This window comes from Paraburkholderia sp. IW21, from assembly GCF_041321145.1.
Classification (GTDB): Bacteria; Pseudomonadota; Gammaproteobacteria; order Burkholderiales; family Burkholderiaceae; genus Paraburkholderia.
This window is the reverse complement of the sequence record NZ_JBGGWA010000003.1, coordinates 643825-668507: the sequence shown is the minus strand read 5'-3', so window position 1 is coordinate 668507 and position 24683 is coordinate 643825. Positions and strand designations below refer to the sequence as shown.

24 protein-coding genes and 1 tRNA gene are annotated in these 24683 nt (G+C 63.6%); 20 read left to right on the top strand and 5 right to left on the bottom strand.

Features of this window, described 5'->3' with window-relative positions:
• Positions 1-2 precede the first annotated feature (2 nt).
• Genes ACAX43_RS10175 through ACAX43_RS10110 form a run of 14 tightly spaced genes read left to right on the top strand, consistent with a single transcriptional unit; the run spans position 3 to position 10609 of the window.
• On the top strand, positions 3-326 hold the full coding sequence (locus ACAX43_RS10175; RefSeq protein ID WP_370708249.1) for a hypothetical protein: 324 nt from the start codon (positions 3-5) through the stop codon (positions 324-326).
• 55 nt (positions 327-381) lie between these two features.
• Positions 382-840, top strand: coding sequence for a tetratricopeptide repeat protein (locus tag ACAX43_RS10170; protein ID WP_370708248.1), 459 nt, complete (start codon positions 382-384; stop codon positions 838-840).
• A gap of 1 nt (position 841) precedes the next feature.
• Positions 842-1165, top strand: coding sequence for an acyl carrier protein (locus tag ACAX43_RS10165; protein WP_370708247.1), 324 nt, complete (start codon positions 842-844; stop codon positions 1163-1165).
• Positions 1165-2085, top strand: coding sequence for a type III secretion system inner membrane ring lipoprotein SctJ (gene sctJ, locus ACAX43_RS10160; protein ID WP_370708246.1), 921 nt, complete (start codon positions 1165-1167; stop codon positions 2083-2085). The genes ACAX43_RS10165 and sctJ overlap by 1 nt, the downstream gene beginning before the upstream one ends.
• Positions 2082-2657, top strand: a complete 576-nt coding sequence (locus ACAX43_RS10155; protein WP_370708245.1) for a hypothetical protein — start codon at positions 2082-2084, stop codon at positions 2655-2657. Before sctJ ends, ACAX43_RS10155 begins: the two co-directional genes overlap by 4 nt.
• A complete protein-coding gene (locus tag ACAX43_RS10150; RefSeq protein ID WP_370708244.1) occupies positions 2651-3430 on the top strand; it encodes a FliH/SctL family protein in 780 nt (259 codons plus the stop codon). The genes ACAX43_RS10155 and ACAX43_RS10150 overlap by 7 nt, the downstream gene beginning before the upstream one ends.
• Entirely contained in the window at positions 3427-4398 is a 972-nt protein-coding gene (locus ACAX43_RS10145; RefSeq protein WP_370708243.1) for a FliM/FliN family flagellar motor switch protein, read from the top strand. The genes ACAX43_RS10150 and ACAX43_RS10145 overlap by 4 nt, the downstream gene beginning before the upstream one ends.
• Positions 4395-5039: an EscR/YscR/HrcR family type III secretion system export apparatus protein gene (locus tag ACAX43_RS10140; protein WP_370708242.1), complete on the top strand. Its 645-nt coding sequence runs from the start codon at positions 4395-4397 to the stop codon at positions 5037-5039. Before ACAX43_RS10145 ends, ACAX43_RS10140 begins: the two co-directional genes overlap by 4 nt.
• Positions 5036-5311 carry a type III secretion system export apparatus subunit SctS gene (gene sctS, locus ACAX43_RS10135; protein WP_370708241.1) on the top strand — a complete coding sequence of 92 codons (276 nt, stop codon included), beginning with the start codon at positions 5036-5038 and terminating at the stop codon, positions 5309-5311. Before ACAX43_RS10140 ends, sctS begins: the two co-directional genes overlap by 4 nt.
• Positions 5308-6036, top strand: coding sequence for an EscT/YscT/HrcT family type III secretion system export apparatus protein (locus tag ACAX43_RS10130; protein WP_370708240.1), 729 nt, complete (start codon positions 5308-5310; stop codon positions 6034-6036). The genes sctS and ACAX43_RS10130 overlap by 4 nt, the downstream gene beginning before the upstream one ends.
• Positions 6033-6773, top strand: coding sequence for an EscU/YscU/HrcU family type III secretion system export apparatus switch protein (locus ACAX43_RS10125; RefSeq protein ID WP_370708239.1), 741 nt, complete (start codon positions 6033-6035; stop codon positions 6771-6773). Before ACAX43_RS10130 ends, ACAX43_RS10125 begins: the two co-directional genes overlap by 4 nt.
• Before the next feature lies 1 nt (position 6774).
• Positions 6775-8853, top strand: a complete 2079-nt coding sequence (locus ACAX43_RS10120) for a flagellar biosynthesis protein FlhA (RefSeq protein WP_370708238.1) — start codon at positions 6775-6777, stop codon at positions 8851-8853.
• A gap of 38 nt (positions 8854-8891) precedes the next feature.
• Positions 8892-10193, top strand: coding sequence for a FliI/YscN family ATPase (locus ACAX43_RS10115; protein ID WP_370708237.1), 1302 nt, complete (start codon positions 8892-8894; stop codon positions 10191-10193).
• Entirely contained in the window at positions 10190-10609 is a 420-nt protein-coding gene (locus ACAX43_RS10110; protein ID WP_370708236.1) for a hypothetical protein, read from the top strand. The genes ACAX43_RS10115 and ACAX43_RS10110 overlap by 4 nt, the downstream gene beginning before the upstream one ends.
• Before the next feature lie 62 nt (positions 10610-10671).
• Here the strand turns inward: ACAX43_RS10110 and ACAX43_RS10105 are convergent, their stop codons facing one another.
• The 3 genes from ACAX43_RS10105 to ACAX43_RS10095 form a co-directional block, all read right to left on the bottom strand.
• Positions 10672-12246 carry a hypothetical protein gene (locus tag ACAX43_RS10105; RefSeq protein WP_370708235.1) on the bottom strand — a complete coding sequence of 525 codons (1575 nt, stop codon included), beginning with the start codon at positions 12244-12246 and terminating at the stop codon, positions 10672-10674.
• A gap of 354 nt (positions 12247-12600) precedes the next feature.
• A complete protein-coding gene (locus ACAX43_RS10100; RefSeq protein WP_370708234.1) occupies positions 12601-13566 on the bottom strand; it encodes a DUF1521 domain-containing protein in 966 nt (321 codons plus the stop codon).
• Positions 13567-13799: 233 nt separating this feature from the next.
• Complete coding sequence (locus ACAX43_RS10095) at positions 13800-16853, bottom strand: hypothetical protein (RefSeq protein ID WP_370708233.1); 3054 nt, start codon at positions 16851-16853, stop codon at positions 13800-13802.
• Between the two features lie 438 nt (positions 16854-17291).
• On the opposite strand from ACAX43_RS10095, the gene acs reads away from it, so the two are divergent.
• The 4 genes from acs to ACAX43_RS10075 all read left to right on the top strand — a co-directional run bounded on the left by acs (position 17292) and on the right by ACAX43_RS10075 (position 21971).
• On the top strand, positions 17292-19274 hold the full coding sequence (gene acs / locus ACAX43_RS10090) for an acetate--CoA ligase (protein ID WP_370708232.1): 1983 nt from the start codon (positions 17292-17294) through the stop codon (positions 19272-19274).
• 148 nt (positions 19275-19422) lie between these two features.
• Entirely contained in the window at positions 19423-19797 is a 375-nt protein-coding gene (locus ACAX43_RS10085) for a DUF4212 domain-containing protein (protein ID WP_370708231.1), read from the top strand.
• A gap of 4 nt (positions 19798-19801) precedes the next feature.
• Positions 19802-21820, top strand: coding sequence for a sodium:solute symporter family protein (locus ACAX43_RS10080; protein ID WP_370708230.1), 2019 nt, complete (start codon positions 19802-19804; stop codon positions 21818-21820).
• Positions 21821-21880: 60 nt separating this feature from the next.
• Positions 21881-21971: transfer RNA gene (locus ACAX43_RS10075), tRNA-Ser, on the top strand.
• 78 nt (positions 21972-22049) lie between these two features.
• Here the strand turns inward: ACAX43_RS10075 and ACAX43_RS10070 are convergent.
• Positions 22050-22196 carry a hypothetical protein gene (locus tag ACAX43_RS10070; RefSeq protein ID WP_370708229.1) on the bottom strand — a complete coding sequence of 49 codons (147 nt, stop codon included), beginning with the start codon at positions 22194-22196 and terminating at the stop codon, positions 22050-22052.
• Between the two features lie 206 nt (positions 22197-22402).
• On the opposite strand from ACAX43_RS10070, the gene ACAX43_RS10065 reads away from it, so the two are divergent.
• Positions 22403-22645, top strand: a complete 243-nt coding sequence (locus ACAX43_RS10065; RefSeq protein ID WP_370708228.1) for a hypothetical protein — start codon at positions 22403-22405, stop codon at positions 22643-22645.
• A gap of 72 nt (positions 22646-22717) precedes the next feature.
• Here the strand turns inward: ACAX43_RS10065 and ACAX43_RS10060 are convergent, their stop codons facing one another.
• Positions 22718-23629: a DMT family transporter gene (locus tag ACAX43_RS10060; protein WP_370708227.1), complete on the bottom strand. Its 912-nt coding sequence runs from the start codon at positions 23627-23629 to the stop codon at positions 22718-22720.
• A gap of 123 nt (positions 23630-23752) precedes the next feature.
• On the opposite strand from ACAX43_RS10060, the gene ACAX43_RS10055 reads away from it, so the two are divergent.
• Positions 23753-24673 carry a LysR family transcriptional regulator gene (locus ACAX43_RS10055; protein ID WP_370708226.1) on the top strand — a complete coding sequence of 307 codons (921 nt, stop codon included), beginning with the start codon at positions 23753-23755 and terminating at the stop codon, positions 24671-24673.
• Positions 24674-24683 lie beyond the last annotated feature (10 nt).

Here is a 24683-nt window from a genome sequence, read left to right as displayed (position 1 = left end):
ACATGAATCAGGTCAATACGACACTGTCCCCGAATCTGGCCGGCAATGGTTTTGCCGGCGGTGGCGGTGGCTCGACAGTCGGCGCGACAGGCGGCCTGTCGGCCCAGAAGGTTGCCGAGGTGCTGGCAAAGATCCTCGAAAAGCAGAACCAGGACTTCGACAGCAAATTGCAGCAGGCCGAAGGCGCCGACGACAAGCAGCAGAACGCGGCAATGATGAAGGTCCAGCAGGCGATGGGCGCGGTGAACACGACCCAGAGCATCGCGACCGCTTGTGTGCAGGGCCTGACCGACGCACAGAAGGAAACCGCGCGCGCATCCCACTAACGTTGTCTTAACCAGGACGAAGACGCCCTTGCGGCGTCTTCGGGAGCCATTGCAGATGCAGGACGACACACTGGAACTGCTGATTTCGATCGGTCACTACGCCCGCGTCTATCGGCGCTTCGACGAGGCACGCTATCTGTTCGACCGGCTCGCCTTGCTGTATCCGCAGCGGGCCTTTCCGTATCTCGGGCTGGGCCTTGTCGAGCTCGATCGCGCGAACTACCGCAGTGCGTCGCAACTGTTCGGCCGTGCGGTGCAGGTTGCGCCCGACAGCGCGCTGGCACACGCCTGGCTCGGCGTGTGCCAGGTGTTCGAAGGCCATTACGCGCTCGGCGCGCGAACGCTGATTGCTGTGGCAGAGGGCAGCGAACCCGGTGCGAGTTCGATGGCGGCGGCGTTTTTGAACCTGCCTGAATGCGCGCTCCACACCCGCGCCGCTCGCGCCGCGCAGGCGGCGCACGCTGCGGTTCCCATTTCAACCATTGAACGATTGATGATTCGAGGCGGCCATTGATATGTTGCAATTCCCTGTCACAACCATGCCGGTGCAAACCGGCGCATTGTCCCCCACGTCTGCTGCGAGCGGCGGGGTCGCCGGCGGAGCGGCCGACGGAGGTTCGCTGATCGAGCGCCTGCTGATGCGCGCGCAGGACGCGCAGGACACATCGGCGCTGCAGCTGTCGCAGCACCTCGATCAACTCGATTCCGGCCGCATCTCGACGTCCGACATGCTGCGTCTTCAGGCCGACATGGGCGCCTTCGCGGTGCGGGTGCAGATGACGGTACGCGCCGCCGACGAGACCGGCCGCGCCATCCAGACGCTGTCGCAGCGAAGCTGATGCGCCGCGCCCTGATCCTGCTGCCGGTCCTGCTTCTCCTCGCCGGCTGCAGAACCTCATTGTTCGAAGGTCTGGACGAGGACCAGGCGAATCGCATCGTCGCCGCGCTGAGTCATCACGGCATCAGTGGCTATAAGGAGCGCAACACGGACCGGACCTGGAACATCACGGTCGACGACGCCGATGCGGTGGTGGCCACCGAGCTGGCCAGCGCGTATGCGCTGCCGCGCGGCGGCCATGCGAATCTCGGCGAACTGTTCAGCCGCCAGGGCTTGATTTCGAGCCCCGAGGAGGACCGGGTCCGCTACGCGTATGGGTTGTCGCAGGAACTGTCCGAAACGCTCGAAAAGATGGATGGCGTGCTGCTCGCTCGCGTGCACATTGTGCTGCCCGAAAAGGATCCGATGGATCCGGCGCAGGACACGCTGCCATCGGCGTCGGTGATGATGCGTTACCGCAGCGACTACAACCTCGAACTGATGCGCGACCGGATTCGCGCGCTGGTGGCGGGCGGTGTCGAAGGCCTGACGCCCGCGCGCGTGTCGCTGACGCTGCTGGCGGTGACGCCGGTGCTGACCTTTCCAGGTCGCTGCGCGGACGGCGCGGACATCGCCAGCGCCGCGGGCGCGGTCGATGCAACGGCCTGCGGGCGTGATGGCGGAGTAGCGCCATCACGGACCACGGCGATGCTGTGCGTGTTGACGGTGCTGGTGCTGCTGGTAGCCGGATTCCTGTGGTTATGGCGCTCTGAGACACGCACGTGGTTCAAACGGAAAGTGCGCGGCGACAGCCCGGGAACAGCGCCTGGACATCTCGGGCAGACCAACCCGAAAGCGACGCGCGACGCGTCTGACGCAAACACCGCCGACACCGGCGTCGGTGTATCGAAGTCCGCAACCCGTACGGGAGGCGACGCATGAAACACGTCTACGCCTGCGCACCCGGCTATTGGGCGCATCACAGCTGGCTCGGGACGGGGCATCCCATCCGTAACGAGCGTGCCGCGCGTGCCGCGCATGCATTTCTGTTCGGCCGTTATCCGCAGCTGGTTCAGGTAGTCGTCCCCGATGTGCCGGCTGGGCTGCCGGTCTGGCCGCGGCCGGCGTGTGCGCGTTTGTGCCGTATCGTTGCCGCGCTCGCATTCGCCTGTTCGTTGCGCCGCGTGATCGCCGCGCAGACCCGCGCTGCGTTCGCGGCCGGCGTCGCGCCGGACGTGCTTGGTGCGATCCAACGGCACCCGCGTGCCAACACGGCCGACCTGACCGTCGAGCCGGCACCTTCGTTGTTCAGCCGGCGCGACATGACGGCGCTCGGGCTGGCGCTGGCGACACAAGCCGCCGTGGACTCCTGCCATGCGTTCTGGTGGAGCCTGCGCCTGCCGCGCGAGATAGCGGCTGCCGCGACGCGCTATCGCGTGCACGGACTGTCGGCGCTCGACGCGCGGGAACTGGTGGCCGCCGCGCGGCGTTTGATGGAGGGGCCGTCATGCTGATCTGTCGAAGGGGTGCGTGGCAAATTGAATCTGACGGGCATTTAAGCGCGTTCGAACTGGCGTCGCTCGAAGGACTCCGTACCGTCGAAAAGGAGCGCGCCGCCGAAGCAGTACAGGAGCGCGGCCGCCTCGCTGCGCAGGTGCGCGAACTCAAACGGCGCGCGTGGCGTCACGGTCACTCGGCCGGCAACGCGGCGGCGCTGCGCGAACACGTCGGACGCGCGGCTGCTGCGGCGTTTGCCGCACAGCGTCTCGAGGCCCGGCTGACGCAAATCGTGCTCTGTGCGGTGAGCGACATTGTTGGCGACCTGCCGCCATCAGCCGCGTTGACCAATCAATTGCGCCGCGCGCTCGCCGTGTCGCAGTCGCAACGGCTGGTTTCCGTGCGCGTTGCACCGGCGGTGTTCGAGGAAACGACGCAACTGATCGCAACGATCGAGCAGGAACTCGGCGCGCCGTTTTGCACGGTGCTGGCCGATGCGGGATTGCCCGTGCATTCGTGCGTCCTCGAGACCGAGGCCGGCGTGATCGATGGCGGTCTGAAGGTGCAGTTGCGGGCGCTCGAATGCGGCATCCGCGACGGTGTGGCCGCTGTGCTGCGCACCTACGACCTCGCTGACGGCGCGCGACGTACGGCACTCGACACGCTTGAACACGGCGTGCGGGAGACCCTGGCCGCGCTGGCCACGCCGCTTGCCCGACAGTCGACGCCTCCCCCTGCGCCTGACAGAGTTTGTGTCGTGCGCCGTCCATTCGTGAGGGAAGTGGCATGAATCTTTGGCCGGACCTGGAAACCCTCGCGCTGGCGGACGCCGAGCGCCACAACCTGGCGATCCGGCATTTCGGCCGGCCGCGGACGGTGAATGTCGGCACGCGCCGTTTCACGCTGGAGTTCGAACCGTGCCGGGCGCGTTATCCACTGCGAGTGTCCGGCATGGCCGCGCAAGCGCCGTTCAGCGCCGCGTGCGATGCCGGTGCACTGCTACCGGAGTTGACGCCTGACGTGATCGGCGAGCGCGGTGACACCGCCGTGACGCACGTCGTCGACGCGTTGAGCGACTACCTGTGCGCGCTCGAAGGCCTGTTCGGCTTCACGATCGACATCACCGCCGTCAGATTCGACACAGTCCCGCAGGCAGGCGAATACGGCATTGCCGTCACGCATGTGGCGAGCGGCCGCGCTGCCCATTTCTCGTTTTACGGCTCTGCGGTCGATGCATGGCTGCGACTCCATCCGCCGACACCACCGTCCCGCGACGCGCTGCTGCGCCGTCTGTACGTGCGGATGCCGATCTGTTTGCCCGGCCCGTCGATGTCGCTGCCGCGCGTGCGCAAGGTCGCGGTGGGCGACGCGCTGCTGTTCGACCGTCTTTCGTGTTACCTGCGCGTGCCCTTGCGGTTGGGTGCGTGCCGGATCTTGTTGAAGTTCACTGAGGAGTACACCTTGATAGACCATGTTCTGAATGATGAAACCCCGCCCGTCGAAGTGACCAGCGAACTGCTGCCGATCGACGCCCTGACGTTCGCGTTCGAAGCGGTGCTCGGCACGCTGTCGCTGTCGGTCGCTGAACTGGCCCATCTGCGGCAGGGATCGATCGTCGCGTTCCGGCTGCCCTCGCGTGAACGAACCGTCACGCTGCTGTGCCAGGGGATTCCATTTGCCCGCGGCGAGCTGATCGATATCGACGGTTCGCTCGGCGTGCGCGTGACCCGGCTGACCCAAGGGGACCTGCCGGCATGACTGCCCAACTCGACCAGCTGCAGGTTGTCAGCGTGTTCTTCATGCTCGGTCTGCTACCGCTCGCGGTCGTGATGACGACCTCGTTCACGAAGTTCAGCATCGTGCTGACGCTTCTGCGTTCGGCGCTCGGCGTGCAGCAGGCGCCGAGCAACCTGGTGATCTCGGGGATCGCGCTCGCGGCGACGCTGGTCGTGATGTCGCCGACCATCGCAAAGATTGAAGCCGCGCTGCCGGCCGGCGACAACGGCGAGGTTGCGTTGCCGCGTCCCGCCGAACTTCTGCAGGCGGTGCGCGGTCCGCTCGGCGAATTCATGCTGGCGCATTCGCGGCCCGACGAACGCAAGTTTCTCGTCGGCGCCGCGAAGCGTATCGATCCGGAGCGCGATGCGCGCGAGACCGATCTGCAACTGCTGATTCCCGCGTTTCTGATCAGCGAAATATCGAGCGGGTTCGAGGCGGGCTTTCTGCTCTATATCGCGTTTCTGTTGGTGGACCTGGTCGTCGCCAACGTGCTGACTGCCATGGGCATGATGATGCTGTCGCCGAGCACGGTGTCGATTCCGTTGAAGCTCTTCACCTTCGTGTCGGTGTCAGGCATCTCGAAGCTGATGCACGGCCTTATCGTCGGCTATGTCAAATGAACACGGTCCCGTCTCTTGCCACCTTGTCCAGCGATGCGCTCATGCTGGTGTTCTGGTTGTCGCTGCCCGCGCTTGCTGTCGCGACGGTCGTCGGTTTGCTGATCGGCTTATTGCAGTCGGTGACGCAGATTCAGGATCAGAGTCTGCCGTACGGCGCCAAGATTATCTGCGTCGGCGCAGTGCTGATCGTGACAGCGCCCTGGGGGAGCCGCGAACTCGCGCGCTTCCTCGCCCATGTATTCACCTTCATCGCGGCGGGGCGTCTGCATTGAACGCGAATTACATCGATTATCTCGAGGGCTTTGCGTTCTGCACGATCAGGCCAGCGGTGGCGCTATTCCTGATTCCGTTCGGCCAGAGCGGCTCACTCGGCATTCTGCTGCGGCTACCGGTGCTGCTCGCGCTGGCGGTGCTGCCGCAACAGGTCGGTTGGCCGCCGCATCTGCTAGCGGCCGGCTGCGTCGAAGCGGCGACCGGCGTTGCGCTCGGCCTGCTGCTCGGCACGGTCTTTCAGGCGGCGTCGGCGGCCGGCGCGGTGCTCGACCAGCAGGGCGGCTACGCGAGTGCGGCGATCTACGATCCGCACTTCCAGCAGGAAGCAGCGCTATTCGAAACGCTGTTCTCGCAGTTTGCCGCGTTGACGATGTTCACCGGCCCCGGCCTGCCACTCCTGTTCGGCTTTTTCACGGATGCGTGGGTACTGTGGCCACCGGGCCGTTGGCGCGTCGATCTGATCGACGTGTTCCGGCACATCGCGCTGCGCGACCTGGCCGGTTCGCTGACTGAAGGCGTGCGGCTCGCCAGTCCGTTGCTCGGTCTCGTGCTGCTAGTCGATGTCGCGTTCGGACTGATGTCACGACACGCGAAACGGCTCAACCCGTTCGCCACCGCGCGTACCGTCAAGGCGCTGATCCTGTCCTTTGCGGCGATGCTCAGCGTGCCGCCGCTGTTCGCGCAGCTGCGCATCGCGTTTGACCATGTGATTCATCTGCCATGAGCAACAAGACCGAAGCCCCGACCCCCAGGCGCATCCGCCGCGCCCGCGAGGACGGCGAGATCGCGAAGAGCACGCATCTGACGGTGACGTTCAGTGGCCTGTGCTGGTGGTTGTATCTGTTCATCGAGGCACCGCACCTGTACGCGCTTGGCACACGGCTGATGCTGCATGTGACGACCCTGGATGCATCACTTGCGTTCGGGGACCGGCTCGTATCGACGCTCGCTGCGTTAAGCGCCTTCCTGCCGTCGATACTGATCGCGCTCGGTGTCGGTGCGCTCGCGGGTCTGGTGCCGGAGCTGATGCAGACGCGTGGACTGCTCGCGTGGAAACGTGTGACCCCCGATGTGAAGCGTCTGAATCCGATCAACGGGCTCAAGCAGCTGTTCAGCCTGCGCCTGCTGTGGGACACGGTGCTCACGCTATTCCAGTTCGCCATCCTGCTGTTTCTGTTCGGGCAGGCGCTCGCCGCATGGTTGCGGCAACTCGTGCCCATCTGGGCTTTCTCGGTGCCGGTTCACCTCGGCTATACGGCGACGTCCCATTCGCATCTGCTGGCCTGGATGGCCGCCTCGCAGATCGTGCCCGCCGTCGCCGACTATTTCATCCAGCGCTTTCTCTGGCTGCGCAATTTGCGCATGGACAAGAGCGAAGTCAAACGCGAATTCCGCGACGACGAAGGCGACCCCTACGTTAAGAGCCGTCGCCGCGCACTTCATCGGGAGCTTGGCCAATAACATGTTGAACCGTTCTATTCTCAGCCGCTACGATCTCTCGGCCTTCTTTGTGCGTCACGCCGACGTGGCCGTCGGCATCGGCATGCTGACCGTGCTCGCGCTGCTGATCGTGCCCGTGCCGCCGTTTGTGCTCGATCTGTTCATTTGCGTGAGCTTCGCGTCCAGCCTGACAATGCTGACCACTACGCTGTATGTGTCGAAGGCCGCGGACCTCGCCAGTTTTCCGTCTCTGCTGCTGATCACCACGCTGCTGCGCCTGGCACTGGCGATTGCATCGACCAAGATGATCCTGCTGCATGCGCACGCTGGCCAGATCATCGGTGCATTCGGCGAAATGGTGGTGGGCGGCAATGTGGCAGTCGGCCTGGTCGTGTTCATCGTGCTCGCGGCGATCCAGTTCATCGTGGTCGCGAAAGGCGCGGACCGGGTGGCCGAAGTGGCGGCACGCTTCACGCTCGACGGCATTCCAGGCCGCCAGATGAGCATCGACGCCGACATGCGCAACGGCGTGATCAGCGCTGCCCAGGCGAGCCGGATGCGCGCCGCGCTCGAACGCGAGACGTACTTTTACGGCTCCCTCGACGGCGCGATGAAGTTCGTCAAGGGGGATGCCGTGGCAGGCGTCGTCGTCGCGCTGGTGAATATCGTCGGCGGCCTCGCGGTCGGCATCGCGCAACGCGGCATGTCGTTCGGCGATGCGCTGCACGCCTACACGATTCTCACCGTCGGCGATGGCCTGGTATCGCAGATTCCGTCGTTGATCGTGTCGGTGGCGGCGGGCATTCTCGTCACCCGCGTGGCCTCGGCCGATGGCGTGGACGCGCATCTCGGCGGCGACATTTACCGGCAACTGGCGGTGCATCCGAAGGCGATCGGCATGGCCGGGATTGCATGTTTGTCGTTGGCGGCGATTCCCGGTTTCCCGCACGTCCAGTTTTTGGTGGCGGGCGGTCTGCTGCTTGCGCTCGCGATCACGCTGATGCGCAACGCCGCGCTCGCGACGAACTCGCAGCGCGCACTGATGCCCGAGATGACGCGTGACGGCGGCAACTACGTCCCGCGAATCCTGGACGACGTCGAACTGGGCACCAGTGCGACATTGCGGCTGCGGCTCGGCCTGAAGGCCTTCGATGCGCTGCGGCCCGAAGCGCTGAACCGGCGGCTTGCCCAGTTGCGCCGCAATCTGATGGTCGACCTGGGCGTGCCGTTTCCGGGTCTTGCGCTGCTGCGCGACTCGCGGCTCGCCCCCGAGCGCTACATTGTCGATATCGAGGACGTGCCGTTTGCGAGCGGCACGCTGGTTGCCGCTCACACGCTGGTGAGCGGCGACGAGAGCCGCATTGCGTTCGACGGTATCGAAGGCTACCGGCCACGCGCCGCGAAATCGGTCTGGGTGCCGAACGCGACGGCGGCTTCGGTCAACGAGCCGGACATTCACAAGGCGAGCGTCGACGAAGCGCTGTGCGATCACCTGGCCGAAGTCTGCGAACGCTCGGCGGCCGATTTTCTCGGCACGCAGGAGACACGCTTCCTGCTCGATCAACTGGCGATCGAATTTCGCGAGCTGGTCGCGCAGGCGGGTCAGGCCGCGAGCACGGTGCAGCTCGCCGGCGTGCTGCGGCAATTGCTGCAGCAGCGTGTGCCGATCCGCAATCTCCGCGCGATTCTCGAAGCCGTGGTACGCGTGCCGGCGGGTGAGCGCACGATCGACCGGATGGTGCGGGAGGCGCGCATCCAGTTGGGGCGGCAGATCGTGCGCGGCTACGCTGACCTCGAGACATGGACGATCGCCGCGGCCGTGCTGGAGCCTGCGTGGGAAGCCAGTCTCGAAGCACAGATCAGAAGCGGCGTTGACGGCGAGCCGCAGTGCGTACTGTCCGCTGAAGACCTGACTCGCGCACAGCAGATCTTTGCCGCGGACCAGTCCGGGATCGACCTGATCGTGACGAATGCGGTACTGCGTCCGCACCTTGCGCGTTTGTCGCGCGACTTCGGCTGGCGCATCGAGGTGCTGGCGATCGAAGAGATTCCGCTCGACGTCTACCGCATTCAGACTGTCGCGACGCTCGGTGCGGCATAAAGGGGACCGTCATGCGATCGTCTGGAAAGAGTGTGCCCATGTTCATGTCCGCGCCGACGTTGTGCGGGCGGGTCGTCGAAGCGCGCGGCGTGATCGCGAGGGTAGTGGGCGTGTCGTTGCGAATCAGCGAGAAGGTGCGCCTGGTGCGCCCGGACACCCTCGAAGCGCAGTACGGCGAAGTGGTCGGCTTTGCGCACGACGGTGCGCTGGTGATGCCGCTTGCCGGTCTGGCCGGCCTCTCGGATATCACCGAGGTGCAGGGTTGCGGGTCGACGTGGGGCAGCGTCGATGCCGCCGGGTTGCTCGGACGCGTCGTGGACGGTCTCGGCAATCCACTTGACGGCGGCCCGATGCCGCCGCCATCGGCGACGGCTGTGAAAGGCACACCAAGCGACGCCATAGCGACGCTGAATCCGCTCGAACGGCCCGTCATCACTACGCCGTTCGCCACGGGCGTGCGCGCGATCGACGGTCTGCTGACCTGTGGCATCGGTCAGCGCTCCGGCATTTTTGCGCCGGCCGGCGGCGGCAAAAGCACCATCATGGGCATGATCGCGAACGGCGCATCGACCGATGCGATCGTGGTTGCACTGATCGGCGAGCGCGGCCGCGAGGTGGCCGAATTCATTCACGACCATCTCGAACACCGGCGCGCGTCGACCATCGTGATTGCCTCGACGTCCGACCGTCCCGCCGCGGAGCGGATCAAGGCGGCGGAACTTGCGTCGCAGGTTGCGGTGGGATTGCGCGCAACCGGACGCAACGTGCTGCTGCTATTCGATTCGCTGACACGCTATGCGCGAGCGCTGCGGGAGCTAGGACTTGCAATCGGCGAGCCGCCGCTGCGCGGCGGCTTTCCGCCGAGCGTGTTCGCGCAGTTGCCGCGTCTGATCGAATCAGCCGGTGTGACCGCGAAGGGCAGCATCACCGCGTTTTATACCGTGCTTGCGGACGAGGCCGATTTGTCGGATCCGGTGGCGGAAGAAGCGCGCTCGTTGCTCGATGGGCATATTCAGTTATCGTCGAAACTCGGCGCGTCAGGCCACTATCCGGCGATCGACATCCTGAAGAGCCGCAGCCGCTTGATGAATCGCGTCGCGGATACCACGCAACGCGCCGACGCGAACCGTGTGCGCGACTGGCTGGCGCGTTATGAGGAGGTCGAGATGTTGTTGCAGATCGGCGAATACGAGCGGGGTCACGATCCCGAGACGGACCGGGCGATCGATCAGCGCCCGGCGATCCAGCGCTTTCTACGTCAACCGTACGACCAGTGCAGCCCGTGGGCCGAGACGCGCGCGCAGTTGCACGGCTTGTGCACCGGCGATCGCCCGGCATGATGCGTGGCGCCGCGCAGGAGGCGGAGCTTTGGCAACTGCTCGCGCGCGTGCGCGGTTTGCGGGTGCGCCGCCGGCTGCGTGCACTGGCCGATGCGCGCCGGCGCGAGCGGCAGGCGGCGGCCGCGGTAGCTGAACAGGTTGTCGCGCTCGAACGATACGCCGCGGAACGGCAGCGCGTGCTCGCGTTCTGCCGGCGCGACCAGCGCGCCGGCGGGCAGTGGCATGCGACGCTGCGCGCGCACGACGCACGGGCGCCCGCGCTGCATCGGCAATTGAGCGACGCGCGGCACGCGCACGCGATGGCGTGCCACGAAGCGAACCAGGCGCTGCGGGACTGGAGTATCGAGCGGGTCGGGCATGACGACGCAAAACACCGCTGGCGGGTGGCGCTCGCGCGTGGCGTGCGCGGCGGATGACGGACGGGACGGGGGCTAGCGCTGCCGAAAAAGGCGGCGCTAGCCCGCCCGGTCAACGCCGGTTAGGCATGAGGATCAAACTGCACGAACATCTGCATCGCCCGGCGCAGATCGGCCGATTGATCGCGGCCGAAGTGGTAGTTGTTCAGATCGAACTGGGTCATGTAAGCCGGCGCAAACACGCCGTTCAAGACCATGCCGAACGCTGCGGCAGCACGGTCTTTCATCGGCAGGTTCGGGTCCGCAACGTCGCGGGCGAAGGTCCAGACTTCGCGCGCCGACGCGCTGGCGTGGGCGATTTCTCCTGCATTCACCTTATGCAAATTGTTGATGATGGCATCGGCGGACTGGTCCGATAAATTGATGTCGAGGCGTTTCAGCAGGTCGTTGACTATTTTCACGGAGCTGGGATACGAGCCCGGCACGTTGCCCGTTGGTGAGTCCGTCGCCATGTCGTGGAGCCGATCGCGGTTGGCCATGGGGTTGCCGCTGCCCGCGGTAGCGCCGGGGTTCCCGCCCTTGAGGCCGACGTCGTCGTGCACCTGCCAGTTGCCCTGTTCGTCGAGTCCGACGGGATATTGAAGCTTCGCGGAGTCGTCGGGTTGATAGACGCGCCACGTGCCGTTGTCTTTGTCGTATCGGACCGGCCAGTTTTGCTCGCGTGCCTGGATGTAAGGTTGGCCCTTCTCGTCCCTGAATACGCCCGGACTGCTCGGCTCAGCTTCGAGATTTCCCTTCGGTTTGCCGGCGTATTGCGCAGGGACATCGAAGTGCGAGCCGCTCGCAGACGGCGTGTTCGTCGTGGGTTCGTCTGCGTGCGGTGCATTGGCCTGCGGTTCACCTGCCTTGGATCGAGGCGTCCCGGATTGGGCCGGCTTCGATTGAACGGGCGCAACCGGTGCGCCGCCACTACCGGTAGATGGGCTCTCCGAAGGCGGGGGCTGCGTGCCGGGCTTCGTGTTCGAAGGGAGTTCGGATGAGGGTTTCTCTGCTGGTTGGCGCGGCTGGCCGCCCTTGACAGAATCGCCCGGCACCTCCGGCTGAACGTTCGGCTGCGGTAGTTGTGGATTGCCGTCCGGATCTTTCTCGCCTGCGGCCCCGCGCGTGATAGTGATTGCATCGCCGACAACGGGCAACTGTTTCAGTACGTCATCGACCTTCTTGCCGCTTTTCTCGCCGCTATGTGACTTATCACCCGTCGCTATATCGTTGATCTTGCCCATGGTTTGTGCCGGATGCGTTGCGCCATCCTTGAAGCCGCGCTTAAAGACGTCCCATTGCGTCTCGTCCTTGCTGGAGTCGTGCGGAGGAAGTGGCGCCGGGAAGCTTCCGAGATAGATGTGTTCGCCGTTAGGGCCCAGCTTCCAGTTGGTCCCGACATTGTGAATCTGCGTCGGGTCCTGAGTGGAACTGTCATTGGACGAGGCCGACCGCTGCGTACCACTGGAACCGGAGGTATCGAATACCACGGGCTGCGCCGCTGGTTGAGCAGCCTGCCCGCCGCGTTGCGCTGTCACGAACTGGTCAAACGCGTTCTGTTGATTGCTGGATGATGCGACTTTCATTTTGCGATCCTGAATTAAATCGACTGTAAAAATCGGCTTTGCCGAACACGTCTCCGGAGGAGAGGTGTGCATCCATTGGAACGCATGGAATCCGTGCAAGGGTCTTATTTGCCGCCGGATTCTCGTGTGTCTTTTCGCCGCATCATGCGGTGAAGATAGACAGGTGCGTGGGCGGTGCGGTGTGCGTGGGGGCGCAGTCGGTGCGCGTACAGGCAGGTTGCACGCGCTACCCGGGAAGGTCGGTGCGCGTACAGGCAGGACGCACGCGCTACCCGGGAAGGTCGGTGCGCGTACAGGCAGGACGCACGCGCGACCGGGGGCGGTCCGTGTGCAGGCGGTCGGATGCCGCCCCATGCGTCGATCGCGAGTGCGGCATCCATTGGAGGCAACGGCTGGCGCCGTTGTCCCCAGTAGCGTGGGGTGAGCTTACGTGTTGGCCTTGCGGATGTCGGCCGCCGTGGGCTCCTTGCCAGTGGTCGGATCGATCCAGCCACTGCCGTTGCGGTTGGCCTGGACGGTGTAGCCGTCCGGCGCGGCGGCGTCGAGCGCGCGACCGTCGCGGCTCTTCTGCACGCTGAGACCTGCCTTGTCCTCCTGGCTCAGCCCCGTGACCTGATAGGCCTGATTGCCGCGGGTGATCGTCACCTGATCCGCGTACGACACCGACTTGTTGTTCGCGCCCGGCTGGGTGCCGACCGTGACCTTGGTGTTGTCCGGCAGCATGAATGTCATCGGGCCGTTGAACATCGCGGTCGATTTGTTGGCACTGTTTTCGTGCTGGGTGAGGTGCGGGTCGCCCCAGACCTTCGTCGTATCGCCGGTTTTCGCGTTGGTCATGGTCATCGACGAGTCCGACTTGTTGAAGTCGAGCTTGTAGTCGCCGAGATTGATGCTCGCCTTGTTGTTGCTGACCGCGGTATTGCTCCACTGGGTCTGGTTGCTCTTGCCGGAGTCGTTGCAGCCGCAGTTGTTGCGCGACGAGATGTTGATGTTGGTCTGGGTGGAGTTGCCGTAGCGGTTGTCGCAACGGTTGTCATACCGATTGTCGTAACGACTATCGGAGCGATTGTCATACCGACCGGCGCTCGCAGGACTGACGTAGTCGCCACGATTGCCATTGCCACCCCAGTCGAGCGGTTGCGGGTTCGCGGCCTGACCGCGACTGCTGGTCGACCCTTGCGCGAAGAACGTGCTGCTCTGACCATTCTCCGAGGTCTGGCTGAAGACGGAGAACGATGTCTTCGAGAAACCGCTCAGCATATTCGACATCTGGCTGGACTGGTTGAAACCGCCATTGAACCCTGCGGCAGGCGAGCGCTGCGCTTGCGTGCCGCTGCCAAAGAAAGAGTTGATATTGCCCTGGAGTGAGAGCAACGGAGTGTTCAATTGCATGGCTGCTTGCATGTGGTGATTCCTGAACGAAAAGAGTCGGCTTGAACTGGACGGTCGGAGCCGCGTTGCCGACGGTATGAGATTGGCTCCGCTGAGGAAATAGTAGCGAGATCATGTTTTAATTCGGCATACTTATCTATAGAGATACGCGATGACAGATAAGTTGATTGATTCGTCAGCATGCGGTGATGGGACGCATCGTCGCTGCCGCACCGATCCCGGTCGCATTCATGTCATGGTTTCGACGGTCCCGGCTGGTTTGGACTGCCATGCGTTGGCGGTGGTGGCTCGTGAGGGTTTTGCGGCGACGGCCGGCCGGGCGGCACGCTGGTCGGCTGTAGCGTTGTATAAGCCGGTGTTGTTCCCGGCGGATAGACCAGTTCCTGCTCGCCTGTGTGAATGTTCTTCGCGAAGGTGGCCTCATTGATTGGCACCTCGGTCAGACGTATGCCGATGCGCGGAGCCCGCGTCCCGTCTTGAGACGTTGCCGTGGCGATTTCGTCGACTCTCAATACAGTGTTGGGCCGGAATAGCCATTCACTCTCGTTGGGGGCCAATGTGGTAACGCGATTAATAAAGGGCGTTGCCGACTTCGACTGGATGTCGTAAAGCGCTAACGCAGCCCCATGCCCGGCGTCAAATTCAGTGTCCGCCAAGCTTGCCTTTGCGTATTCACTTTTGCTGGCTGCGGACATGAAAGCCGGTGAATTGGTTACGTAGTCGCTCACTTTAAACTGACCCGCATAGTTGGCGGGGACATCCGCGATACGAATCAGGCGGCTGTCGCCGGGGGGCCTCGGCAGACTGCTCAGCGCGGTCTGCAAAGCCTGGGCGCGCGCGGCGGTGTCGCTTTCATAGGAGCGATCGCGCAACTGCCGATTGAGCTGGAAATTGACGTCGTCGTAGTCCGAGTCCTTCGAGTAGGTACCGCTGACATCATCCAGATACGTCCAGTCTCTGAGGGCGTGTTGCTCGTCGAATGGAAGAAGATTGAATGCGGTTCGGTAGAGTGTGGTGAAGCTCGGGTCGTCGAGCCAGTCGTTTGCCCCGGAGTGCCATGACGCGGGATCGAGCGTTTGCAACATGTTGGCGGACGGCGGGGTGCCGGTCGCGGTCGAGACGTGAAAGGTCTGCTCGAAGGGGGGGCCTTCCGGAGATCCCGAAGATCCCGAAGATGGCGGACTATTCGGGTTCATACCGCCTTTGAGCCCAACATTGTTGTGGACCTCCCAGTCACCTTGAGCGTTGAGCCTGACCGGATATTGAGGCCGGTATGCGTTATCGGGCTGGTACACGCGCCAGGTATTGTTGTCCAGGTCGAAACGAGCGGGGTAGGTCTTTCCGCCACTGGTGATGTAGTGCTGCCCGTTGTTGTCGATTAGTACATTTTTCCAGCCCATGGCGGCTTTCAGTGAATCGGCCTCGGGATGTACGGCATAGCTGTCAGGCAAGCTGGCCTTCGTCCCGCTGATGCGCTGCGATGCCTCGGCGGCGGCTGCGTCCACACTCAGGCCTTGCGTGGCAGCACGGGCCGCCGGCCGCGTGCTTTGCACGCCTGCCTGGCCGGACTGGACGGCTGGCCCAGATGGGAGAGGCGCCCCTTTGTCGTCCGTCGTGATCGGGCGCCCGGGGAGATGTTCCTCAGAAGCCGCGTTGATGATGGCACCGGCCTCCTTCGCGGCAAGCCGCTCGGCGAAAGCAGCCTCACCTCCGCCCGCGACGAGCCCAAGCAGGTTGGATGCGAGGTCGATGCCTAGCCGCGTGTTTTCCGACAGTGACGAGTGCGGGTCGAGCGCAGCCACGACAGGAGCGAACGGCGTCAGGCCGAGCAGAAAACGTGTGGCGCCTTCGAAAATCTGCTCGGCCAGCTTTTCCCCACGCACGCGCGGCGTGATCGAATAGTCCTTGTACGACGAGTCGTGCAGCACGGCGTTGTACCGGTCCGCGAGATCGCGGACATAGTCGGGACCGGCGGGCGGAAGGTTATTCAGGATGTCCAGATAGTTTTTCTGCGCGTCGACGCCGTAGGCGTTGAGTTTTCGTCCCGCTTCGACTGACCATTTGACGAGCTTGTCGTGCAGCGTGGGGTCGTCCTGCATCCGTTGCGTGAACGCCAGCAGCCGACGGTCAGCCAGCTCGTCGCGACCAGTGCCTGGATTGGTGCTGTACAACTGGCGGGCGATCAGCTCGTAGCGTTTGCCCGGGTCGGTGGTGGGCATGTCGGCTTCGCGGATGATCCGGTTGACTTCCCCGTCCGCCGCTTCCCATTTGCGGGCTTCTTTTGTCGTGTGTTGATCGATCGCTGTGCCGACCTTGTGCTGCAGGTTGTTCTTCAGCTCGGCCGCCAGTGTGAAATAGCGTTCACGTGCAGCCGGAGTGGCGGCGGTGACAAACCCCTGGCGCAGGCGCGTCAGTGCGCTGAGTTGCTGCCGGTCGCCCAATTCGGTCAGATAACCTGCACCGACTGGACGGTTGAAGACACTCAATGCGCGTTCGACCGGATCGTTCTCCGCGATAGTGGCGCGGCCGATCAGCGCGTCGCTCAATTGCGACAATTGTTCGTCGGCACGTCGACGGCCATCGGCGTCCTTGCTGTCGCGGAATGCGACGTCGAGCGTTGCAAGAGCGCCCGCGTAGGCCTGGTGCTCGGCCCGAGGCAGCGTGTTGATCTGGGCCTGAAGCGCATTGACGCTCTGCTCGAATTCCTGAACCTCGGCAGGGTAGCCTTTGAGGCTCATTTTCAGATCCGTCGCCAGCTTTGCCTGGTTCTGCTCGTCGGCGTCGTTGCTCCTCGACAGATGCGTCATGTTGGACAGCGTCTTTGTGTCGTATGTGGCCAGCAGTTGCTTAAGCTCGGTTTGGGTGGCGCCGATCAGCAACGGCCGCGCGGAGGGTGTGGAAGGAGTGGGCGCGGAGAGTGGGGCCCGTCCGGAGGGCGGCTCTACCGTGACGGGTTTCGCCAACGACACCGCCGACGTGAGATTCACTGAAGACGGCGTCGTTCTGGTGGTAGCACTGTCGGGAGTGCGCTGGTTTCGGTCTGCAGTCATGCCGCCCTCACCCTGAGATCGATGAGGCAACCCAGGCGGCACCCGTTCGTCGCCGCTCGTGCCATGCCGGGCGCGTAGGGACGCCTTGCCGGCATCAGTCGAATCGGATGAGGTGTAGCGGATCGGCGGCCGCCGCGCAGACTGTGGCGTGTCGGGCGGCAGAACGGTGTCGCCGGCCGCATCGAGACGTTGCTCGGTCACAGCGGAGCGGGTGGCACCGCCAGTGGACGTCGTCATATGAATGCTCCTGTTCCATGCAAGGTGAAGAGCCTGCGTGATCCGGGCTCGCGGATGAGCATCGATTGCGATGCATGCTCAGGAGACCACCCCAGGACCAACCCTGGGTGTCATTCATGTATGGCGGCGCTTTGCATCCGTGCGAGGGCGAAGTTCATGACAGAGCGCGAGCGCTTCAGTTAACATGGGAAACCTGCGCACGCGAGCCGATGGGGCGCAGGGCAGGCGGCGTAAGTGACGGGTAAGTTGCTGCAGTTATCGTGACTGCAATCCGACAAGGGGTTGCTCAGGTGACGCAGTGCCGCAGTGCCGCATGCCCGCCCGTTTGTCCGCGGATCAGGAGACACGCGCCGCATCGTCGCGTGCAACAACATGACAAGGCGCGTCACAGGTGCGCCGGCACAGGTTTTACGTTTCATCTTCACCAAGGGGTTGTCGATGTCTGCGATTGAATCGGTTCTTCAGGAACACCGTGTTTTCCCGCCCTCCGCTGAAGCAGCGGCTGGTGCGACGATCTGTGGCATGGATGCGTACCGGGCGCTGGCCGCCGAAGCGGAACGCGATTACGAGGGCTTCTGGGGGCGCCTCGCTCGCGAGACGCTCAGCTGGAACAAGCCCTTCACCAAGGTGCTCGACGAATCGAAGGCGCCGTTCTACACGTGGTTCGAGGACGGCCAGATCAACGCGTCGTATAACAGCATCGACCGCCACGTGGAAGCCGGCAATGGCGAACGCGTCGCGATCATCTTCGAAGCCGACGACGGCACCGTCACCAACGTCACCTATAACGACCTGCTGCAACGCGTGTCGCGCTTTGCGAACGCATTAAAGAAACGCGGGGTGCAGAAGGGCGACCGCGTTGTGATCTATATGCCGATGTCGATCGAAGGCATCGTCGCGATGCAGGCCTGCGCGCGCATCGGCGCGACCCATTCGGTGGTGTTCGGCGGCTTCTCGTCGAAGTCGCTCAATGAGCGTCTCGTGGATGTGGGCGCGGTCGCGCTCGTCACCTCCGACGAACAGATGCGCGGCGGCAAGGCATTGCCGCTGAAGAACATCGCCGACGAAGCAATCGCAATGGGCGGCTGCGACGCGGTCAAGAGTGTGATCGTCTATCAGCGCACCGGCGGCAAGATCGCGTGGAACGCAAGCCGTGATCTGTGGATGCACGAACTCACGCAGGCCGAATCGGATCAATGCGCGCCCGAGTGGGTCGGCGCCGAGCATCCGCTCTTCATCCTCTATACGTCGGGTTCCACCGGCAAGCCGAAGGGCGTGCAGCACAGCACCGGCGGCTACCTGCTGTGGGCCGCGCAGACCATGAAGTGGACTTTCGACTGGAAGCCCGCGGATGTGTTCTGGTGCACCGCCGACATCGGCTGGATCACCGGCCATAGCTACATCGCCTATGGCCCGTTGACGCTCGGCGGCACCCAGGTCGTGTTCGAAGGCGTGCCGACCTATCCGGACGCCGGCCGCTTCTGGGACATGATCGCGAAGCACAAGGTCACGTTGTTCTATACCGCGCCGACCGCGATCCGCTCGCTGATCAAATACGCGGAAGCGGACGAGAAAGTGCATCCGAAGAGCTACGATCTGTCGACGCTGCGCATCATCGGTACGGTCGGCGAGCCGATCAATCCGGAAGCGTGGGTGTGGTATCACGAGAACGTCGGCGGCGGTCGTTGCCCGATCGTCGATACGTGGTGGCAAACCGAAACCGGCGGCCACATGATCACGCCGCTGCCGGGCGCGACGCCGCTGGTGCCGGGTTCGTGCACGCTGCCGCTGCCGGGCATCATGGCCGCGGTCGTCGACGAAACCGGCCAGGACGTGCCGAACGGGCAGGGCGGCATTCTGGTGGTGAAGCGCCCGTGGCCGTCGATGCTGCGTAACGTGTGGGGCGATCCGGACCGCTACAAAAAGAGCTACTTCCCCGAGGAACTCGGCGGCAAGCTGTACCTCGCCGGCGACGGCGCGGTGCGCGACAAGGAAACCGGCTACTTCACGATCATGGGCCGCATCGACGACGTACTCAACGTGTCCGGCCACCGCCTCGGCACCATGGAGATCGAGTCGGCGCTGGTGTCGAACCCGATCGTGGCCGAAGCCGCCGTGGTGGGCCGCCCTGACGACACGACCGGCGAAGCCGTGTGTGCCTTCGTGGTGCTCAAGCGCGCGCGTCCGGAAGGCGAGGAAGCGGTGAAGATCGCCAACGAATTGCGCGCATGGGTCGGCAAGGAGATCGGTCCGATCGCCAAGCCGAAGGACATCCGCTTCGGCGAGAACCTGCCGAAAACGCGTTCGGGCAAGATCATGCGCCGCCTGTTGCGCTCGCTTGCGAAGGGCGAGGAAATCACTCAGGACGTGTCCACGCTGGAGAACCCGGCGATTCTCGATCAGCTCGGCGAGTCGCTCTGAGCCTGGGTTTGGCTGTATCAGGGGCAAGGGCGTGCCGCACGATGCACCCTTGACCGGACCCACGAATGGATCCCCCGGGCCAAGCCATTCAAGCCACCGCGCGGACAATCCCGATTGCCTGCTCGGTGGCTTTTTGATACATAGGCGCATGGCCGCGCCACACCACTCTTCTCACGCTACGCTCAATCCCGCGCCCGAACCCCCTGCGGTCTCGGCAGCGATGGCGCGCGCGCATCAGAAGTACTGGCGCTTCAATCTCGCGCTGATCGCCACGTTGATGACCGTGGGCTTCGTGGTGTCGTTCGTTTTGCCGCTGGTGGCGCCGGCGTTGGAGGAGGTGCGCTTCCGCGGCTTCAGGTTGCCGTTCTACTTCGGTGCGCAAGGGTCGATTCTGATCTACGTCGCGTTGATCGTCGTCTATATCGTGCTGATGCAGCGCGCAGACCGTCGTCTGCAACGCGCATTCGATGCCGATGCCAGTGCCAGTGCCGATTCCGGTGCGCCTACGGCGCGCGGAAACTGAGCCGATGAAGCTCACGCATCGGCTGATCCGCTCGTACGCGCTCTATACGCTAGGTTTCCTGCTGTTCATCTATGTGATGTGGCGTATCGAGCGCACGACCGGTCCCGGCGTGTGGATCGGCTATGTGTTCCTGTTCGTGCCGATCGCGGTGTATGCGGTGATCGGGTTGCTGTCACGCACGTCCGATCTCGTCGAATACTACGTCGCGGGGCGGCGCGTGCCTTCCGCGTTCAACGGCATGGCGACTGCCGCCGACTGGTTGTCTGCTGCCTCCTTCATCGGTCTCGCCGGGTCGATCTATGTGAGCGGATATGACGGTCTCGCGTACCTGATGGGCTGGACCGGTGGTTATTGCCTCGTCGCGTTCCTGCTTGCGCCGTATGTGCGCAAGCTCGCGCGCTACACGATTCCCGATTTTCTCGGCACGCGCTTTTCGAGCAACGCCGTGCGTGGGCTGGCTGCGTTAGCGGCGATCCTGTGCTCCTTCGTCTATCTTGTCGCGCAGATCCAGGGCGTCGGATTGATCGCGACGCGCTTTATCGGCGTCGACTTCGCGGTCGGCATTTTCTGCGGACTCGCCGGTATTCTGGTGTGCTCGTTTCTAGGCGGCATGCGTGCCGTGACGTGGACCCAGGTCGCGCAATACATCATCCTGATTTCGGCGATCCTGATTCCTGTGTCGATGATCGCGCACAAGGACGGCCTCGGCTGGGTGCCGCAGTTCAACTACGGGCGCTTGATGGAGCGCGTGGAAGGCCTGGAGAAGCAGGTGCGCGACGCGCCGCTAGAGCAGACCGTACGCGACGACTATCGGCGGCGCGCCGCGCTGGTGCAGATGCGCCTCGCCACGTTGCCGCAATCGTTCGTCGACGAGAAGCTGCGCCTTACGCAGGAAGTCGCGGACTTGCGGCGTCATAACGGCCCGCTACGCGAGATCAAGGAGCACGAAAAGGCGCTTGAACAGTTTCCACGCGATGCCGCGGCCGCGCAGATCGTGTGGACCCAGCGCCGCGACGAGATGCTGATGCGCGCGGCTGCACCGGTGCCGATGCATGAGCCGTTTCCCGTCACGAGCGATGAGGACCGGCGCACTCATGAGCGCAATTTCCTGTCGCTGCTGCTGTGCCTTTCGCTCGGCACTGCAAGCCTGCCGCACATCCTGACCCGCTACAACACGACGACCTCGGTGGCTTCCGCGCGACGCTCGGTCGGCTGGACGCTGTTCTTTGTCGCGCTGTTTTATCTGACGGTGCCGGTGCTGGCGGTGCTGATCAAGTACGAGATGCTGACGAATCTCGTCGGTCATCACTTCGCCGATTTGCCGCAATGGCTGACGCAATGGCGCAAGGTCGAGCCGAATCTGATCAGCCTGGCTGACACGAATGGCGACGGCATCGTGCGCTGGAGCGAGATCCAGATGCAGCCGGATATGGTGGTGCTCGCCGCACCCGAGATCGCGGGGCTGCCGTATGTGATGTCCGGGCTGATCGCGGCCGGCGCGCTGGCTGCGGCGCTTTCGACCGCGGATGGTTTGCTGTTGACGATCGCCAATGCCTTATCGCACGACGTCTACTATCACATGATCGATCCAACGGCATCGAGTCAGCGGCGCGTCACGATCTCGAAGATTCTGCTGCTGGGCGTGGCGCTGTTCGCGTCGTATGTGGCATCGCTTAATACGGGGAATATTCTGTTTCTGGTGGGCGCGGCGTTTTCGTTGGCGGCGTCCAGCCTGTTTCCGGTGCTGGTGCTGGGGGTGTTCTGGAAGCGCACCACGCGACTGGGGGCCGTGGCGGGCATGGTGGCCGGGCTGGTGGTGTGCATCTATTACATCGTGTCGACGTATCCGTTCTTCACGCAGCTGACGGGTTTCGCGGGCGCGCGGTGGTTCGGCATCGAGCCGATCAGTTCGGGCGTATTCGGCGTGCCGGCGGGGTTTCTGGTGGCGATCGGGGTGAGTTTGGCCGACCGGAAACCGGATGCTTATACAAGGGCGCTGGTGGACTACATCCGGCATCCTTAGGCGGGTTTGCGCAGGGGTGTGGCGCAAGGCGCGAAGTTTGCTATAATTCGGCTCCCCGCCGGAGAGATGGATGAGCGGTTTAAGTCGCACGCCTGGAAAGCGTGTATAGGTTAATAACCTATCCGGGGTTCGAATCCCCGTCTCTCCGCCAGAAATATCAATGAAAAACGGGCCTTTGGCCCGTTTTTCATTTGTACCCGCCAAACATTTAATTTGGCTTCGGGCATCACTAATGCCTGTGGTGCATCAGGTCCCGAAGATGATGTTCGTGGAACCACTGGGTGAGCTTCTCCCGGTTGCTGGTCGCTGCCCAGATCGCGGCGCCACACATAACCACGATGATCCCGATCAGAATCGCCAGCATTGAATCAGTCATGGCACACCTCCGTTGAAGTCATGGCCACGCTTAGATTTTAGGCGACGGTTTGCACCAATGCCTACCTTGGGTGCTGCCAGCTTGCGCGACGCCACGATCCTCTTCGCGTCATACGTCATCTCTCGATACAACTGATTGCGGTTCTCCCCGTTAGTCCCGAACCAATACCTTCCCATATCTCTCTAACTTGAATAGGGAGATAAATCATGATCAGACTATTCAGTATTTTCGCGCTGGCGGCAGGCCTCACGGGTTGCGTAGTCGCTCCGCCGTACGGTTATGGATACGGTTACGCGCCAGCCCCCGCATATGAATCCGGGCCAGGCTATTACGGCTATGCGCCCGGCTATTACGCGGCGCCGGCCGTTGATGTTGGCATCGGCTTCGGCTTCTTTGGCGGCCACGGCGGCCACGGCGGCCATGGCGGCCATGGCGGTCACGGAAGATGAGCGAGCGCGGCAGGGTAGCGTCGCGTTGATCGAAATGCCTATGCAGCGAATGGCGCGGGCTACCTCTATTCTTCATGCCTCCGCCGCGCTCACACGCAACGCCGTCCATCGCACCGTCGCGAGAATCGATGCAGCGACGATCAGCGCACCGCCGATCCACGCCATCGTCGAAATCCGTTCCCCTAACCAAAGACACGCGAACATTGCGCCGAATGCCGGTTCGCTGCCCATCAGCAGCGACACCCGCGTCGGGCTGCTGCGTTTGATCGCGAAGTTCTGCGCGAAAAACGCGAACAGCGTGCACGCGAGCACCAGATAGCCGACGTAGCTCCAGAACATCGCATGTCCGGCGAGCGACGGCACGGGCTGCCACTGTTGCGGCGCTATCAGCAACGCAAACGCCGCGCTGCCGAATGCCACCACGCCCGACTGAACCGCGGTCACCGACAAGGGCGGCAACGTCGAATCGCGCATCACGCGCTTGGTCACGCACACGTTCAATGCGCGCAGCAGCGCGGCGAGCAGAATCAGCGCATCGCCGGGATTGAAGACCAGCGTGCCGTCGCCTGCCAGCAGCCACGCACCGAACAGCGAAAGCGCAACCGCGGCCCATTCGATGCGGCTCGGCCTGCGCTTGAGCAGCCACCATTCGACGAGCGGCGTCAGCACCACGCACAGGCTGATCAGAAAAGCCGCATTGGCCGCGCGCGTCAGCAGAATGCCGAAGGTTTCGCACAGAAAGATGCCGAGCAGCAGCGCGCCCGCGATCAGCACGCCGCGCAGCGTGCGGGCATTGGCGGCGCGCAAATGACGCAAGGTGGGCGACAGGATCACGAAGGTGATGCCGAAGCGCATCGCCAGCAAACCGAGCACCGGATAAAACACCAACGCGCTTTTGACGACGCCGTAACTGGTGCCCCACACGACGGCGACCGCGAGCAGCATCAGGTCGGACAGCAGGAGCAGGCGATCTTGTTTCGACATGGCGGACCTCGAGCAGATGAACGCGTATTGTCGAACTTTGCATGCACGGTGATAATTGGGCCATTGCGCACAGCGTTTATGTCGCAAACGCATTAATAGAGTGAATCCCGCGAGCGTCCCACGATGAACCCAACCGAGCTTTTTGCCTTGCTGCCGGACATGGCCGTTTTCGCGCGCGTCGTCGATGCCGGCAATTTTTCGGTAGCCGCGCGTCAGCTCGGCAGCACGCCGTCTACGGTCAGCCGTCAGATCAAGCGGCTCAAGGACGCCTTGGCGACACGCCTGCTGGAACGGTCGACGCGCACGGTGCGGGTGACGGAATCGGGCGTCCAGGTGGTGCGATTCTGTCGCGACATGGTGAGCGCCGCGTCGGGTGCGGTCGATGCCGCCGGGCAACTGGCCGACAGACCGCAAGGCAAGGTGAGCGTCAGTGCGCCGACCGCGTTTGCGAAGACCGTGATTCACCCGCTGATTCCCGGCTTCCTGCGCGCCTACGAAAAAGTCGACCTGCAACTGCTTTTCACCGATCACGACGTCGACCCGCTTGCTGACAATGTCGATCTGGTGATCCGTCTGACTGAGCATCCTCCGCAGGGGCTCGCGGGGCGCAGGCTGGGTGCGGTGCGCTGGCTGGTGGTTGCGTCGCCGGCTTATTTGCGTGAGCGCGGGATGCCGGCGCAACCGCGCGATCTACTCCAGCACGATTGCATCTACCTCGGCGAAACTGCCGACGACAACCGCTGGCGCTTTCGCCGTGGCACGGAGACGCAAAGCGTCGACGTGAAAGGGCGTTACATTGCCAATCATGCCGGCGCGCGGCTCGAAGCAGCGCAGCAGGATTTCGGCATTGCGAGCGTGCCGGAGTTTGCCGCCGCCGATGCATTGTTAAGCGGCGAGCTGGTGCAGGTGCTGCTCGACTGGAATCTCGAAGCGCGCGCTTACGTGGGGTCGGTGTGGCTGTTGTATCCGTCCAACCGTTTCTTGCCGCCGAAAGTGAGGGCGTTCATCGACTATCTCGTCGAGCATATTCACGCAGCGGAGTGAGGGCCGGCTC